The 15,254-nt window shown below is 57.6% G+C and carries 17 protein-coding genes and 1 tRNA gene; 10 read left to right on the top strand and 8 right to left on the bottom strand.

Annotation, left to right across the window (positions count from 1 at the left end; genetic code table 11):
• Window positions 1-246 precede the first annotated feature (246 nt).
• Together ACSQ3H_RS19350 and ACSQ3H_RS19355 are read right to left on the bottom strand one after the other, a co-directional pair.
• A complete protein-coding gene (locus ACSQ3H_RS19350; protein ID WP_436118536.1) occupies window positions 247-1,104 on the bottom strand; it encodes an HAD family hydrolase in 858 nt (285 codons plus the stop codon).
• A gap of 6 nt (window positions 1,105-1,110) precedes the next feature.
• A complete protein-coding gene (locus tag ACSQ3H_RS19355) occupies window positions 1,111-1,809 on the bottom strand; it encodes a hypothetical protein (protein ID WP_436118537.1) in 699 nt (232 codons plus the stop codon).
• Between the two features lie 220 nt (window positions 1,810-2,029).
• Between ACSQ3H_RS19355 and ACSQ3H_RS19360 the strand changes: the two genes are divergently transcribed.
• Window positions 2,030-2,470, top strand: a complete 441-nt coding sequence (locus ACSQ3H_RS19360) for a terminase small subunit (RefSeq protein ID WP_436118538.1) — start codon at window positions 2,030-2,032, stop codon at window positions 2,468-2,470.
• 277 nt (window positions 2,471-2,747) lie between these two features.
• Here ACSQ3H_RS19360 and ACSQ3H_RS19365 read toward each other — a convergent pair.
• A tRNA-Ser gene (locus ACSQ3H_RS19365) sits at window positions 2,748-2,839 on the bottom strand.
• Between the two features lie 88 nt (window positions 2,840-2,927).
• Window positions 2,928-3,215, bottom strand: coding sequence for a DUF982 domain-containing protein (locus ACSQ3H_RS19370; RefSeq protein WP_436118539.1), 288 nt, complete (start codon window positions 3,213-3,215; stop codon window positions 2,928-2,930).
• Between the two features lie 118 nt (window positions 3,216-3,333).
• Between ACSQ3H_RS19370 and ACSQ3H_RS19375 the strand changes: the two genes are divergently transcribed.
• From ACSQ3H_RS19375 to ACSQ3H_RS19385, 3 genes are all read left to right on the top strand, one after another.
• Window positions 3,334-3,561: a hypothetical protein gene (locus ACSQ3H_RS19375; RefSeq protein ID WP_436118540.1), complete on the top strand. Its 228-nt coding sequence runs from the start codon at window positions 3,334-3,336 to the stop codon at window positions 3,559-3,561.
• Between the two features lie 131 nt (window positions 3,562-3,692).
• Window positions 3,693-4,082 carry a DUF930 domain-containing protein gene (locus ACSQ3H_RS19380; RefSeq protein WP_436118541.1) on the top strand — a complete coding sequence of 130 codons (390 nt, stop codon included), beginning with the start codon at window positions 3,693-3,695 and terminating at the stop codon, window positions 4,080-4,082.
• Window positions 4,083-4,164: 82 nt separating this feature from the next.
• A complete protein-coding gene (locus tag ACSQ3H_RS19385; protein WP_436118542.1) occupies window positions 4,165-4,536 on the top strand; it encodes a hypothetical protein in 372 nt (123 codons plus the stop codon).
• Between the two features lie 55 nt (window positions 4,537-4,591).
• Here ACSQ3H_RS19385 and ACSQ3H_RS19390 read toward each other — a convergent pair whose 3' ends face one another.
• Entirely contained in the window at window positions 4,592-4,939 is a 348-nt protein-coding gene (locus tag ACSQ3H_RS19390; protein WP_436118543.1) for a hypothetical protein, read from the bottom strand.
• 211 nt (window positions 4,940-5,150) lie between these two features.
• On the opposite strand from ACSQ3H_RS19390, the gene ACSQ3H_RS19395 reads away from it, so the two are divergent.
• Window positions 5,151-5,312 carry a hypothetical protein gene (locus ACSQ3H_RS19395; protein WP_436118544.1) on the top strand — a complete coding sequence of 54 codons (162 nt, stop codon included), beginning with the start codon at window positions 5,151-5,153 and terminating at the stop codon, window positions 5,310-5,312.
• Here the strand turns inward: ACSQ3H_RS19395 and ACSQ3H_RS19400 are convergent.
• On the bottom strand, window positions 5,306-5,992 hold the full coding sequence (locus ACSQ3H_RS19400) for a CerR family C-terminal domain-containing protein (RefSeq protein ID WP_436118545.1): 687 nt from the start codon (window positions 5,990-5,992) through the stop codon (window positions 5,306-5,308). The two genes, ACSQ3H_RS19395 and ACSQ3H_RS19400, sit on opposite strands and share 7 nt — an antisense overlap.
• Before the next feature lie 91 nt (window positions 5,993-6,083).
• Here ACSQ3H_RS19400 and ACSQ3H_RS19405 point away from each other — a divergent pair, with 91 nt between their 5' ends.
• The 4 genes from ACSQ3H_RS19405 (at window position 6,084) to ACSQ3H_RS19420 (ending at window position 11,337) form a co-directional block, all read left to right on the top strand.
• Window positions 6,084-7,118, top strand: a complete 1,035-nt coding sequence (locus tag ACSQ3H_RS19405; RefSeq protein ID WP_436118546.1) for an efflux RND transporter periplasmic adaptor subunit — start codon at window positions 6,084-6,086, stop codon at window positions 7,116-7,118.
• Window positions 7,115-8,875: an ATP-binding cassette domain-containing protein gene (locus ACSQ3H_RS19410; protein WP_436118547.1), complete on the top strand. Its 1,761-nt coding sequence runs from the start codon at window positions 7,115-7,117 to the stop codon at window positions 8,873-8,875. The genes ACSQ3H_RS19405 and ACSQ3H_RS19410 overlap by 4 nt, the downstream gene beginning before the upstream one ends.
• Window positions 8,876-9,074: 199 nt before the next feature.
• The gene (locus ACSQ3H_RS19415; protein WP_436118548.1) at window positions 9,075-10,208 is read left to right on the top strand and encodes an ABC transporter permease; all 1,134 of its coding nucleotides are present in this window, start codon (window positions 9,075-9,077) and stop codon (window positions 10,206-10,208) included.
• A gap of 7 nt (window positions 10,209-10,215) precedes the next feature.
• Window positions 10,216-11,337, top strand: coding sequence for an ABC transporter permease (locus ACSQ3H_RS19420; protein WP_436118549.1), 1,122 nt, complete (start codon window positions 10,216-10,218; stop codon window positions 11,335-11,337).
• 25 nt (window positions 11,338-11,362) lie between these two features.
• On the opposite strand, the gene ACSQ3H_RS19425 is transcribed toward ACSQ3H_RS19420, so the two are convergent.
• Both ACSQ3H_RS19425 and ACSQ3H_RS19430 read right to left on the bottom strand, forming a co-directional pair.
• Window positions 11,363-13,090, bottom strand: coding sequence for a SulP family inorganic anion transporter (locus ACSQ3H_RS19425; protein ID WP_436118550.1), 1,728 nt, complete (start codon window positions 13,088-13,090; stop codon window positions 11,363-11,365).
• Between the two features lie 142 nt (window positions 13,091-13,232).
• Window positions 13,233-13,820: a TetR/AcrR family transcriptional regulator gene (locus ACSQ3H_RS19430; RefSeq protein ID WP_436118551.1), complete on the bottom strand. Its 588-nt coding sequence runs from the start codon at window positions 13,818-13,820 to the stop codon at window positions 13,233-13,235.
• A 182-nt stretch (window positions 13,821-14,002) separates the two neighbouring features.
• On the opposite strand from ACSQ3H_RS19430, the gene ACSQ3H_RS19435 reads away from it, so the two are divergent.
• The gene (locus ACSQ3H_RS19435; protein ID WP_436118552.1) at window positions 14,003-15,226 is read left to right on the top strand and encodes an efflux RND transporter periplasmic adaptor subunit; all 1,224 of its coding nucleotides are present in this window, start codon (window positions 14,003-14,005) and stop codon (window positions 15,224-15,226) included.
• The last annotated feature ends 28 nt before the right edge of the window (window positions 15,227-15,254 follow it).

Consider the following 15,254-nt stretch of genomic DNA (forward strand, 5'->3'; position numbering starts at 1 on the left):
TACGTTACGGTAACATTGCATGGTCCGAGACGCATTTGAGGTGGCATGGCGGCGAAGGCGATAAGAATGCAGGCATCTTCAGCTAAGGCTTCGGATCACCCCATTTGATGCGCCGGAATATATAGATGTTGCGCGCCATCACCAGCAGCAGTATTGCGACTGGCGGTGACAATTCCATTAAGCCAGTTGATCAAATTGGACGATCTGTCGCAAGCGCTCCGGATACACCTCGCATTTTCGGCCCTATTAGGCGGATAGCGCAGATAAAACCTCCGCAAATGAGTTCTCCGCGATATAGTCCGGCGAGATTGACGAAACCTCGATAGCCAATGTTTTCTCGCGTCTTATGTCCTCGTCGGTCCAGTGGGACACGCGCACAAGCCGTTGGTAGTCGGTCTCGTTGTGGTTAGTTCCATATTTGGCCCATATTGCATACACGTGAGCTCTCTTTGCCATAAGGACATCGCGGCTCATGCTGTCGCCAACGTAAGCAGTATCCTCTGGGGAAACGCCTTCTCGAGCGCAGATTTCCAGCAAAACACGTTGGTTGGGCTTTCGTTGATGGTGGGATAGTTCGATGACCTTATCCATAGGAAAATTCGAGAGATAGTCCCATGCACCGTCACCGCTGGGATGTAAGGAATTGGATCGCTCTCGACAGTAAATGTGGTTGAAGTACTCCACCAATTCTAGCCGTGATAGCCGATCAACCACTGCGTATAGCTTACTTTCGGTGTGAGCTACCAAAGTGACATTGTTCTCTCGAAGAGCGTCGAGCGTCTCGCGCACCCCAGCATAGAGCGCGAGACTTCGCTTACGCCTCGAATTGAACGCATGAAGCGCGGGGTCAAGAATTTGCGCGATTTCAGCTCTCGATTTCTGCGGGAAAATAGTGGCAATCGCTTTTGTTTCTAATACCGCAAACGGATGCTCTGCATCGTGGTGCATTCGATGGACTTCGCGAAAATCGTCGAGAAGTTGTTCGCGGTCGCAATTCGTGATCCTGACTACCTCATCAGCCAACGCGTAAAATGCATCAACAAAGTAGGCAACCCAATCGTATAACGTATTATCAAGATCGCAGATGAGGAGCTTTTTACGCATTGTTCGTCACTTCGCTTCGGCGGGCCCCGTTTGTGGAGCAACTATGGCACCATCGCTCGGCTTCTCGTTGGTGGATTGATCCTGAACTACTCGAGCTGAAACTTTGCTGGATGGCTGCGCAAAATTATTTATCAAAAACAGACCGATAGCGGCACCCAGCAGGAACAACGTAGTGACGTTGTAAAACCATATTATCTTCTTTTCGGCGGACAGTAGACTGGAGCCACAATATACGTATTTAGGACCGTCCTTGTTCACTGACGCGTCGCCAAACCTACTGAAGTGGGAAATGGCCTGTGTCATGCCCTTGTTCAGGGTAAAAATTTTACTCATATAGTTCTTCTCGAAATCCTCTCCGAATGTGACTGCGCCGCGAAGCATGCGATGATATACGTTCAGATCGAGGACGCGCACACCAAATATCGCCGCTGTGGCGGCCAAAATAAGTAAAACCCCAACGTGTATCTTCCAATTGAAGAAGGTTAGCGCAAAGTCGTCGCCTCTCGCCACCATGACCACTGCAACGCCCAGAGCTGCCGCGACAAAAGTCAGCCCCAATTGACGTGATTTCCCGGACATTTCGTTGAAATGCATCTGCGTTTCTACAGCTTTCTTCCATATCTCTATATAACGGTCTTTGTCCTCTGAACTGATATCGCCCGACGCTTCAGTCGAGTTCTCACTTGCGGATTTAACTTTTTCCATAGTTCCCCCAATGCTTTCCGAACGCTCTGCACAATACGCGGACAGTTAGCCCAACCGTATCCCAGAGAAAGCTTGAGCGATCAGATCACCCGCTGGTTAAATCATGTATAATTCACCTGCCGGGTGCGATAGAATAACCATCGGCTTGGGGGACACGCTTTTTCCCAGACGAAAGAGCAAACGTCTATCCCCATCTGACCGCTCATTGTATCTTCGGGCCATGTCAGCGCTCAATAACCTCAGATGGGAGGCATTTGCTCAGGCCGTGGTTCAGGGCGGCCCGGCCTCGCGTGCTTACAGCAGAGCCTATCGCGCGACGGGCAATTCCGCCGAGGTGAATGCCGCGAAGCTGCTCAGAAATACTCAGGTGGCGGCTAGGGTGGCAGAATTGCAGGAAGAGGTGCAGGCCAAGACCATGGTCACTGTGGAAGGTTTGACCCGCGACCTGTTCGAGATCAAACGGCAAGCAGTGATAGACGGGAAATATGCGGCCGCCGTCAGCGCGCTGGAGCTCATCGCAAAAATGCACGGCTTCCTCATCGACCGCTCCCAGCAGGTGGTTATGCACCGGCCAGCACCATTGCCGACGAAGCTGTTCGAGTTGACTGAGGAGGAATGGCGGGCACAGTTCGCCCCGTCATCGCGAGACAGCCACTACTAGGATTGATACCAAGTTTGGAACACTTCCTCTTCGCGGGTTGCTTGAGGTTCTCGCCCAGTGGACAATTGGGCCCGCCGCGGGAGAGCGCCAGCGCTGGTAAAGTTGGACCACATGGATGAGCAACGCTCCCTCGCGTGCAACCAAGTGGATCGCGGAAAGGCAGCGATTGACGGTGAAAATCAGCGGATAGCGCGGGGGAAAGGTGCAGGAAAAGGTGCAGGGGGGAGATCGATCGTGACAGAATATTGCTTTATATCAATCATTTAGTAGAGATCGATGGCGGAGAGGAAGGGATTCGAACCCTCGAGACCGTTTAACGGGTCTACTCCCTTAGCAGGGGAGCGCCTTCGACCACTCGGCCACCTCTCCGAGGACGCTGACTAAAGATGAAACCCCTTGTTTGCAAGGATTTTGTTCCGTTTCGCCCAAAAATCGCATTCGCGGCAGATAGCGGACTTCAAAACTGCCAGGCGCTGTTCCAAACCAATATGCGGGCTTCCTTGGCGGCCGCGACGAAGGCAGTTCTCGCCTCCTCCACGCTCCCCGTTCCTTCCATTGCGTCGAGGCAGGCCCGCCGCGCTCTCGAAAGTTCCTTGCCGCGGTGAACCGGCCAATTCTCGCGAAGGATTTCGGAGGCCTCTGCAACGGAACTTACGTTCCGGAGCTCACCCGTTTCGTCGATTTCAATCGTGACGGCAAGAAAATCGAGATTGATCATGGTGGATGAACGCAGAAGACGGGGCACTTGTTCCGCGAAGCAAAACCCAGCTAAGTGTTTCTAATTAATTTGATTTAGGTCACTCACGCCTTCCACCTTGGTTCGCTGGTGGACAGAGAAATTTCCGGGATTCCCTTCAGGTGGAATGTTTGTATCATTACCCGGATCGTTTTCTCCTGAGGGACCCCGGCGGAAGCATGAAATTCTGCCATTCCTCGGGTTACTCGGGCCTGAACTGTCTGTGCGCTGGCGCGGGGCCCCCAATCTCGAATTGACCTGGCAGCTGCACCACCGTTCGGGCGCAAACGGGACATTCGGAAATACGGGCGAAGGCTCCAATGCCAATGTCTTCGGCATCCGCTACCGCTTCTGAAAAGGCCGCTGAATCACAGTTTTGCGAGATAGCGTTCAATTTTGTGGGCGCTCGCCCCGGAAGGGTTGGCTATTGGTATCTCTTGCCGATATTGTCCGGCACCATTCGCAGATACAGGGGCCAATGAGAGCATGAAGAAGATTTTTGTTGCGATTGTGCTGTCAGCTTTCGCACTTCGTCCAGCATTTGCCATGAATTCGACCGAGGAGGCAGGCTTGAAAAAGCTCGATCCGCAAACCCGGCTGGAACAGCGCTGCGATGTCGAAGCAATGGAACGCATCCGCAAGGACGGAGGGAAGTTCAACCCGGACAAAGTGCTCGCCTATGCGTTCGCCGATCCGACGATGCAGGACCACGCGATCAAGACGCGCGGCGCGGCCTTTCGCAGCCGCGGTGAGTGGTACCACCTGAAATACAATTGCGAAACCAGCGCCGACAACATGAGCATTGTGGCCTTCAAATACAAGATAGGCGAGCTCGTGCCTAAACAGGACTGGAGCCAGCACCTGCTCGTGCCGTAGCAAACCTGCTTTCTCCAGATTGACCCTCTCGACACCATGATGATGGTTGAATAGCCTGCACTCCAGCGATCGGGGGAGCGGGATGCGATTTTCAGTTCTGGGTACTGTATTGATGGCTGCGATCTTGTCGGCATGCACGACAACGGGCGGCAGCAGCGTCAGCAAGAGCGGGGTAATCGCGGATGCGAAAAATCTCGTGACTGTTTCCTATCAGTGTCAGGATGCACTCGGGCGCGAGCCGCATTATTCGGCAATCGAAAGCAGTGAAACCGTTCTGAAGGGGCTTGGCAAATCGGCCGATGAGGCCGACAGCACCGTACGCGGCTGGCTCCGGGCAGTGATCGCCTCGCCGAAACAACCGGCGGATCTCGATGCGAAAACCTGCAAGGACAGATTGCTTACACTGGCAGAGAAGGTTCGCGTCGGCTACGAGGCTTTGTCGAAGCGCCGATAAAAAGAAAAAGGGCGGCTTTTATGAACCGCCCCACTTTTTTTCTGCACAGGTGCTGTTATTGCCAGCTCTTGCCTACATAGCCGTTGCCATACAGATACCTGTTGCCGCGATGGTACCTGTAGCCACGATAATCCCGCCGGTTGTCCCAATGCCGGCGAGCGTACCGGTCGCGGCGCCAATCATGGCGGTCGCGGCGCCAGTCGTAGCGATCACGGCGCCAATCACGCCGGGAGCTATAGTGATGGCGCTTCCAATCTGCCCGGCTATCCCTGACCTGCTCGACATTTGATGTTACCTGCAATGTAGCAGGCGAAATGGGCGCGGCGAAGGATGAAACGGCGGATGTCAGCAACATTGCCAGTCCGAGCATGGCTGCCGAAATGGCGGATAGTGTTTTGTGCATAAATGCCTCCTGCGAAGTGATGCAACCATTGGTGCACCTACATCGATGAACTTAGCATGAACGGCAAAGTTCCAACCAAACACGCTAACGTGTGCGGATCTGGCACTCCCCTTCACGTCTGTAAATGGCGGTTGCAAATCTTGAATGGCGGAGAGGGAACGGGCGCCCTATGTGATCGTTACCGGGCCATCAACCCATTCGGAGAACCCACATGACGATACAAATTGTTCCGCAGGATGTTTACCAGCGCCATGAAAGAGAATGGCAGATGCTGCGGGAAGCGATTGCCAAATCACAAAAGAAAGCCGATGAGCCTGCCTATACAACGCCCAAGGACAGGCGTCCCGATAGTTCCAAAGATACGTGTCAATGAAGGTCTGAACGGAGCGCGGCTGCCGTTGCCGTCAACCCGGCAATGGCAAAGCGTTGAAAATGTTCGACAATCGCCTCCTGTGCTTCAGGCTCTCCGGAGTTCAACCCCGGCAGGACCTGGGTAAATATCTGCTTGTTGCCGACCAGCAGCATGGCGAAGGGAGCAATGATATTCAGAGCGCAACGCGTGACTGCGGGGTGGTCATGCGGCAGGCCGAGAATCTCCCCGATAATGCCCGTTACAACCAGCTTCTTCGGTAAAATTTCCTGCTTTACAAGCACTGGAAAAACCGACGATGGCGAGAGTATCTCACGGCTAAGAACCCGCAGCGCCCACGAAGACGACTCCTGTCCGGTAATCGTGCGGGCGATCAGTCCGATGAGGATTTTCAGTTTTTCGATCGGCTCTCCAGGACCCTGTGCAAGTGCAACGAGCTTGTCGTAGGTCAAAAGCCGGCGATGGGCCTCTATAAGCACTTCGGCGTATAGACCTTCGATCCCGCCATAATAATAATTGACCGCAGCCGAGTTGCTCCCTGCCCGCTCGGCGATCTCCTTGCCGGTGGCGCGATCGAAACCTTTTTCGGCGAAAACCTCGCCTGCAGCCTCCAGAATTTGAGCCTTCGTCGTGGCGCCGTCTTCGCGGCGGCCGGGGAGTTTTCGTGGTGTTTTCCGTGCCATGGGAATCACCTTACACGCGATTTGAAATTTTTCAAAGTTAAAATTGAAATTCAAATTTGACATATGATGTTTGTTTGGCTATGTTTGTAAAATGAGCAAGCCTCTTCGAACAATCGTTCTCCTTCTTGTCCTCGCCGCGATTGGCGGCGGAGCATGGTGGTATACGCACCGGCCGGCCAGCAATGACGCGTTGACGCTTTTCGGCAATGTCGATCTGCGTCAGGCCTCGCTCGCCTTCAACGGCTCGGAACGCATTGCCGGCGTTCTGGTCGAGGAAGGCGATATCGTCAAGAAAGGCCAGGTGCTGGCGCGGCTCGATACCAGTCGTCTGGCGCCGCAGGTACGGGAAGCCGATGCGACTGTTGCCGCGCAACGTGCCATGGTGATGAAACTTCGCAACGGCAGCCGTCCTGAGGAAATTGCGCAGGCGCGCGCCAATCTCGCATCCGCCAAGGCGGACGCTGCCAATGCCAACGTACAATATGAGCGGCGGGTCGCGCTGACGGTGAGCTCCACCATCAGCAAGCAGGAGCTCGACACCGCAAAGGCTACCGCAGCGGTCGCCGATGCCAAGGTTGAAGTGGCGCAAAGTACGCTCGACCTTGCCATTGCCGGTCCGCGTGCCGAAGAATTGTTGCAAGCCGAGGCGCAACTGCGCGGCAATGAGGCACAGCTCGCGCTGATAAGGCAGGAGTTGGACGATGCCGAGCTGGTGGCGCCGTTCGATGCGGTCGTACGCTCGCGCCTGATGGAGCCGGGCGAAATGGCAGCCCCGACGAAGCCCGTATTCTCGCTGGCGACCATCGGCACCAAGTGGGTCCGGGCCTATGTCTCGGAGGTCAATCTCGGCCATGTCCGTTCCGGCATGCGCGCCAAGGTTACCTCGGATAGTTTCCCGGATCGCCCGCTTGATGGCTGGGTTGGCTTCATCTCGCCGGTGGCGGAATTCACGCCGAAGACGGTGGAGACCGAAGATCTGCGCTCGAGCCTCGTCTACGAGGTGCGGGTTTTCGTTGAGGACAAGGATGATCTGTTCCGGCTCGGCATGCCCGCCACGGTAAAGCTCTTGCCGGACGAAGCGCCAAAGCCCCTGCCCCAAAATGCGGACAGCAAGGCAACGCCATGACCGGGCCCGCGCCAACCAATCCCGTCACGGCGCGGACCATCCACAAGAGCTTCCGCCGCGATACGGGCGAGACCGTCAAAGCGCTGGAGGGCGTTTCCTTCGAGGCGCGGCAGGGCACCTTGACTGCGTTGGTCGGGCCGGACGGCGCCGGCAAGACCACGCTGCTGCGTCTGATCGCGGGGCTGATGGTCGCCGACAGCGGCGAACTTCAGGTACTCGGCATCGATGTCGCAACCGATCCGCAGACGATACAGAACCGCATTGGCTATATGCCGCAGAAATTCGGGCTCTACGAGGATTTGAGCGTCCAGCAGAATCTCGATCTTTACGCCGACCTGCACGGCATCACCAGGGAACAGCGCAGGGAGATTTACCCGCGGCTGATGGAGATGACCGATCTCGGCCGATTCACCCAGCGCCTTGCCGGCAAGCTTTCCGGCGGGATGAAGCAGAAACTCGGGCTTGCCTGCACACTCGTACGCTCGCCGGAACTCCTCCTGCTGGACGAGCCGACAGTGGGCGTCGATCCCCTGTCGCGGCGCGAATTGTGGGAGATCGTCACCGAGCTCGTGCACGACGATGGGCTGACGGTCGTCGTCAGCACCTCCTATCTCGATGAGGCGGAACTCTGCGACCACGCCGTGGTCATGCATCTCGGCAAGGTTCTGGCGCAGGGCAAGCCCGACGAAATCACGGAAAAGGCCAGGGATAGCGTGTTCATCGCAACACCTGGCAAAGGTATGAACGCGCGGTCGCTTCAGGCGCGGCTGTTCCGGCAGGAAGGCGTTGTCGATGCCGTGCCGGAGGCTGGCAAGGTGCGCCTGGTGAAGCAGCCGAGCTTCAAGGGTGACATCAAGGTTAACGGCAAAGCCATCAAACTTCAGCCGGTGGAAGCGCGCTTCGAGGATGGTTTCATGGTGCTGTTCAGCGCCGTGGCGACCAAGAGCCATTCCAGCGAGGTGACACTAGACCGACCCAAGACGGTGGGTGGCGACGAGATATCGGTGGAAGTCCACGATCTCGTGCGCAAATTTGGCGATTTCACCGCCGTCGATCATGTCAGCTTTCAGGTGAAGCGCGGCGAGATTTATGGGTTGCTCGGTCCGAACGGCGCGGGGAAAAGCACGACATTCCGCATGCTGTGCGGGTTGATGCCAGCAACCAGCGGCACTCTGCGCGTCGCCGGTGCGGACCTGCGCACCTCGCGGGCGGAAGCGCGGCAGAATCTGGGTTACGTGGCGCAGAAATTCTCACTCTATGGCGATCTGTCGGTCGATGAAAATCTCGACTTCTTCGCCAGCGCCTACGGTTTGCGCGGGCAGAAGAAACGTGACCGCGTCGCGTGGTCGAAGGAGCAATTCGAGCTTGGCGAACTGTCGACGCTGCCGAGCGGCCAACTTCCAGGCGGTTTCAAGCAACGCCTCGCCATGGCGGCGGCGCTGCTGCACGAGCCGGATATCCTGTTTCTGGATGAAGCCACCAGCGGTGCGGATCCACTGGCGCGGCGCGAATTCTGGGGACGTATCACCGCGCTTTCCGAACAGGGCGTGACGGTGATCGTCACCACGCATTTCATGGAAGAGGCTGAATATTGCGACCGGATCATCATTCTCGATGCGGGGCGTAATCTTGCCGAGGGAACACCCGCCGAAATCCGTGCGCATGCCAAGCCGAAAAACGGCGAGGAACCGAACATGGAAGACGCCTTCATCGCCATCGTCGAGGAATCGCGACGGGATAAAAGGGAGGCCGCGTGATGGGATATTCCAAAATAGCCGGTCCAAATAGCACTCGACGGTGCCGCTCTTTGCCCTCCCCCTTGTGGGGAGGGTGGCTGCAAAGCAGCCGGGAGGGGAACCTTTTAAGAAAGACCCCTCCCCGTCGCTCCGCTCCGTCCCTCCCCACAAGGGCATCGTTGAGCCAGCAGGCCCGTAGGCAGCTTGTGGGGCCCACCTCATGACCGCCTCCCGCCACGGCAGCCTGCGCCGTATCCTCGCGCTGGTGCGCAAGGAGAGCTGGCAGGTGGTGCGTGATCCGAGCAGCATTGCCGTCGGCATCGTCATGCCGATGATCCTGTTGATCCTGTTCGGTTACGGCCTGTCGTTCGACCTTAAAAACCTGCCTGTCGCGCTGGTCATGGAGGAATCCTCGGCCGAAGCGAGCGCCGCGGTTTCCGGCTTCGAACTGTCGGATTATTTCCAGACGCATCCAGTCAAGACCATGGCGGAGGCGGAGCGGCTGCTTGCGGACAAGACCGTCAGCGGGATCGTCCGTATACCACAGCAATTCGCCCGCGATGTGCAGAACGGCACGGCCGAAATTCAGGTCGTCGTCAATGGCAGCGATGCCAACACAGCACGTATCGCGCTCGGTTATGCCCAAGGCGCTGTCGGCGCGTGGCTGGCACGCGAGGCTGCGCAAGGAATGGTCTTGAATTCCGGCGCGTCGATCGATCTGCAAACGCGCCTTTGGTTCAACGAGGCCAATGACAGCACCTATTTTCTGGTACCGGGTCTGATCGTCCTCGTCATGACGCTGATCGGTGCGCTGCTGACGGCACTGGTTATAGCGCGCGAGTGGGAGCGTGGCACGTTCGAGGCATTGTTCGTCACGCCTGCCCGGCCGGGCGAAATCCTGCTCGGCAAGATCATACCCTATTTCGTCCTCGGCATGCTGGGGCTGGCACTCTCGGTCATTGGCAGTCAGGTACTGTTTGGCGTGCCCTTGCGCGGGTCGCTGTGGATATTGGTCATCGTATCGATGCTCTATCTGCTGGTGGCGCTCGGCATCGGACTCTTGATCTCCTCGATCACCAAGAATCAATTCGTCGCCAGCCAGATCACGCTGATCATCACCTTCCTGCCTGCGATGATGTTGTCGGGCTTCATGTTCGACATCAGGAGCATGCCGCTGGTGATCCAGGGCATCACATACATCTTCCCGGCGCGCTATTTCGTGAGCGTGCTGCAGACGCTGTTCCTTGCCGGCGATATCTGGGCCGTCATCCTGCCCAATGCCGCAGTGCTTGCAGTCATGGCCACCCTGCTGATGACTGCGTCCGTGTTCGCCACGCGCAAGAAACTCGGGTGAAGCGGCCATGAGAGAATCGTTCTTCCGCATAATCGCACTGATCCGCAAGGAATTGCTGGCGATGTTCAAGGACCCGAAGAGCCGTATCGTGCTGGTCCTGCCGCCTATCCTGCAATGCCTGATCTTCGGCTATGCGGCGAGTTATGATCTCAACAATGTGCCCTACGCGGTTCTCGATCACGACCACAGCGCGGCATCCGTCGAACTCGTATCCAAGCTCGACGGCTCCGGCATTTTCAGCCGCGTTGCGACGTTGCGGCGGACAGCAGACATCAATGATTTCATCAATGACGCCCGCGTTCTGCTGGTGGTGGTCATCGACCAGGATTTCGAAAGACGGCTGATGGCCGGAATGCCCGCCAAGTTGCAGATCATCGCCGATGGCCGCAATTCCAATACGGCCGGGACCGCGCAAAGCTATATCAGCACGATCGCGACGGACTTCACGACGCAATGGCGTGAGGAGAACGGTCAGGACGCGAATAATGGCATCAAGGTCACGACGCGCGCCTGGTATAATCCGAGCCTTGAGACGCGCTGGTATATGATCCCGTCACTGATCGGCACGATCACCATGATGATGACGCTGATGCTGACCGCCATGTCGGTCGCCCGCGAGCGCGAGGCCGGGACATTCGACCAGTTGCTGGTCACGCCGTTCAGACCCTCCGAGATCATGGTTGGCAAGGCGCTTCCATCAATGCTTGTGGGCCTCAGCCAATCGACCACGATCCTGCTTGTCGCCCAGCTATGGTTCCAGATCCCCTTCTCTGGATCCTATTTCATTCTCTATCTGGGTTTGGTGCTGTTTCTGGCGGCGGCAGTCGGCATCGGCCTGTTCATCTCATCGCTGGCCGCCAATATGCAGCAGGCGATGATCTACTCGTTCGTGCTACTGATGCCCTTCATGCTTTTATCGGGCCTGACAGCGCCGATTGGCAATATGCCCGACATCCTGCAGTACCTCACGCTGATCAATCCACTGCGCTATGCAATCAGCATTACGCATCAGGTCTATCTGGAGGGTGCGGGAATAAGGCAGTTGCTGCCGGAGATGCTGGCGCTGGTGGCGATCGCCGCGGTTACCCTGCCATTCTCCGCCTGGCTGTTCCGCAACAGGCTGACCTGACATCTGATGTGGTTTTGCGCTTCGGTTATTTTTGCCGGGATTTAACCGATGAGCGAAGCAGTGTCTTCGCATCATCGATGGTAGCGGCATAGGCAACGTGGGGCGGACGTACACCGTGTGACCTCAACATGCGTCGCACGGCGGGCGAAGCTCCGGTTATGAAGAAGCGGACTCCTGCCCGTTCCGCCTTGCGCGCCGAGGCTTCGATGACATTGGCCGCTGTGGAATCAAGCAAAGGCACCGCGGAACAGTCGAGAATGAAATTGCGCCGCTGGTCGGCAATGCGATCAAGGATGGTGCCGACTGTCGACGCAGCACCGAAGAAGAAGGCCCCGGTAAGACGGTAGACAACGGTATCGGGATCGGTTCCGGTCCGGGCGTTGTAGTCGGCACGTTCCCCATCGGCGGCGTCAGCCACATCGTCCACGGCAAAGGGCTCGTGCGCTTCCAGCGCCACGCTCTTGGCCATGCGGTCGATGAAGAGAATGGTCCCGAGCGCAAAGCCGACGACGATGCCCTCAGTAAGGTCGCGGAAGATAACCAGCGCGAAGGTGACGAGAAGCACAACAGCATCGCCGCGCGACGAGCGAATGAGCGCGCGGAACGCCTCCTTCTCGACCATATTCCAGGAAACTACGGCAAGGACGCCCGCGAGCGCAGCAAGCGGGATATAGCTCGCGAGCGGTGCGGCAATGAGCATGAAGACGAGCAGGAATGCCGAATGCAGCATGCCCGAGATCGGACTATAGGCGCCCGCCCGGATATTGGTCGCGGTGCGCGCAATGGCTCCAGTGACGCAGATTCCACCGAAAAGCGCAGATCCGATATTGGCAAAGCCCTGCGCCACCAATTCACAATTGGAGCGGTGCCGCCTGCCGGTCATCCCGTCCGCCACAACCGCCGATAGCAGCGATTCAATCGCCCCGAGCAGCGCGAAGCTGACCGCATCGGGGAGCACCGTCATTGCCAGTTCCGGCGTAAACGCAGGCAGAGCGGGAACGGGCAAGGTGCGGGGTATTCCGCCAAAACGCGTGCCGAGCGTTTCCACCGGAAGGCTGAACAGGGCCGCTGCAAGCGAGGCAAGGCACACCGCGATCAGCATGCCCGGCCATGACGGACGCCAGCGCTTGAGCGCAGCAATTGCGCCAATGGTCACAAGCGAGATCGCGGCGGCTGCGAGATTGACAGTGCCTGCCGCCTCGCCGAGCGCGACGAGCTTGGGCAGCAGATCTCCGGGTTCCTTGCCTGCGAGATCGAGGCCGAACAGTTCCTTGAGCTGGCTTGCAAAGATGATGACGGCAATCCCGGCGGTAAAGCCGACTGTGACCGGATAGGGAATGAATTTGATATAGGTTCCAAGCCTCAGATAACCGGTGACAATCAGGAAAGCACCGGCCATCATCGTCGCAAGGATCAGGCCATCCACGCCATGGCGATCCACGGTCGAGGCGACCAGCACGATGAAAGCCCCCGCTGGACCGCCAATCTGGAAGCGGCTGCCGCCCAACGCCGATACGATGAACCCGCCGACGATCGCGGTGAAAAGTCCTTTGTCAGGTGTAACGCCGGACGCAATGGCAATCGCCATCGACAGTGGCAAGGCAACGATCGCGACCGTCAGCCCGGCAATGAAATCCCCCTGAAATTTCGTGCGGTCATAGCCTTCGCGCAGGACCGTGATCAGCTTGGGAGTGAAAAGTTCGGCAAAGCTCGGTGTTGCCTGATGTTGCTGCGACCGGTTGGCGGCGTCCAATTAACAATGCCCCTTAAATAAGAGCGGCGGGATCGTCGGCATCCAACGTCGGCGGTCGCCGTCGCGACATTGACGGTCAAACATGATCGTCCGGCTGCCAATATACAGCCTTCGCGATTAATCAACAGTTTCTGAAAGTAATTTAGTTTGAGCCCGGAAAAGACTTCATGGCGATATCGATCAGCCGGTAGATCTCGTCGCGGCCAGCGCCGCTCGAGGCCTGGACTGCGGTGCCCTGGGCGATCGTCAAAAGGTAGCGTGCCAGATCGTCCGGATTGCAGTCAGCAGGCAGATCGCCCTCTCGTTTGGCACGTTCGAAACGTCGTGCCAGCGCCTTCTGCCCTATCTGGCGACGCTCGATAACGGTTTTCTGGATCGCCTCCGCGGCTTCACTGCAACCCATGGCCGCATTAATACCAAGGCAGCCGCCCGGATTGCACTCTTCAGTCTGTGCATTGGCAAAGCCATGCAATACATCCAGCGCAACAACGCGCGCACTCGGCTGCTCCAGTGCCTTCCAGAAGAAGGCCATGTAGTTCTGCTCGTAGCGCTGGAGCGCCATGCGGAAGAGCTCTTCCTTGTTGCCGAAGGTGCCATAGAGACTGGGTTTGGTAATGCCCATGCCGTCCGTCAGGTCAGTGATGGATGTACCTTCATAGCCCTTGCGCCAGAATAGCTCCAAAGCGGTCTGCAAGGCATCATCCGCATCAAATTCCCTGGGCCGTCCCATGGACAACACTCCCTAAAAGAATTATACCGCTCGGTATAAAATTCCATTGACAGCTGTTACCTCGCCGCCTTATACCATCCGTTCTATACCGATCGGTATAGAACGTCAATGCTCAATTCGGTGTTCGAATTCAGATTCGCCATCCTCCCAATGGTGGAAACTTTCAAAGCAGGATGACCACGATGTCAATCAGCACTTTAAGAAAAAGTCTTTATGCCAGCGCTCTGGTTCTGACACTTGCCACGGTCGGCGGCTCCCATTTTCTGGACATGCAGCAGAGCCACGCGGAAGGCGAGAAGGGCCAGGCCGCGCCTGCGCCAGCCACTCCGGTTTCGGTTGCGGTCGTACAGCCAAAGCTCGTGACGCAGTGGAGCGAATTCTCTGGACGGCTTGAAGCGGTCGACCAGGTCGAAGTTCGTTCACGCGTTGCCGGCGCCATTCAGTCGGTTGCCTTCAAGGAAGGCGCGATCGTCAAGCAGGGCGACCTCCTCGTCAAGATCGATCCGGCGCCGTATCAGGCGGAAGTTGCGCGCGCAAAGGCGCAGGTGGCCTCCGCCGAATCGAAGCTCGCCTATGCCAAGAGCGAACTTGAACGCGGCAAGCAGCTGGTGACCTCGCGCTTTGCTTCGCAGAGCGATTACGATCAGCGTCTGAATGTTCAGATCAGCGCCCAGGCGGACCTCGCAGCCGCACAGGCAGTGCTGCAGACCGCCATGCTCGACCTCGACTGGACAGATATTCGCGCACCGATCAGCGGCCGCGTCGGCCGTATCGAGATCACTGCGGGTAATCTGATTGCCGCCGGTCCAAGCTCGCCGCTGCTGACCTCGCTGGTTTCGATCAGCCCGATCTATGCCAGCTTCGAAGCCGATGAGAACGTCGTCGCCAATGCGCTCGCCGATCTCCCCGAAGGCTTGAACAGCCGCGACTTTGTCAATCGCATCCCGGTTCAGATGGATGTGCACGGGCAGGACGGCATCACCGGCAAACTGCAGCTGATCAACAACAGCGTCGATGCGTCGAGCGGTACCGTCAAGGTTCGCGCGGTGTTCGACAATGCCAATGGCAAGCTGATGCCCGGCCAGTTCGCCAAGGTCCGCATGGGCCAGGCCACTGAGCGGCACGAATTGCTGGTCGACGAAAAGGCTGTCGGAACCGACCAGAACAAGAAGTTCGTCATGGTCGTCAATCCGAAGAACGTGGTCGAGTATCGCGAGATCTCGCTCGGCGCCAAGGCCGACGGCTTGCGGATCGTCACGGCTGGATTGCAGGCGGATGACAAGATCGTGGTCAATGGCTTGCAGCGCATTCGTCCTGGCTCGCTCGTTGCACCGGAGATGGTGGCGATGGGCGGCAAGGCTCCCGACCAGCAGGCGCTGGCGGACCAGGCCAAGCTCAAACAATAAATATCCAGGGGCCCGCATCGGGCAGGCG

Origin of the sequence: Phyllobacterium sp. LjRoot231, from assembly GCF_964253365.1 — a bacterium.
Classification (GTDB): Bacteria; Pseudomonadota; Alphaproteobacteria; order Rhizobiales; family Rhizobiaceae; genus Phyllobacterium.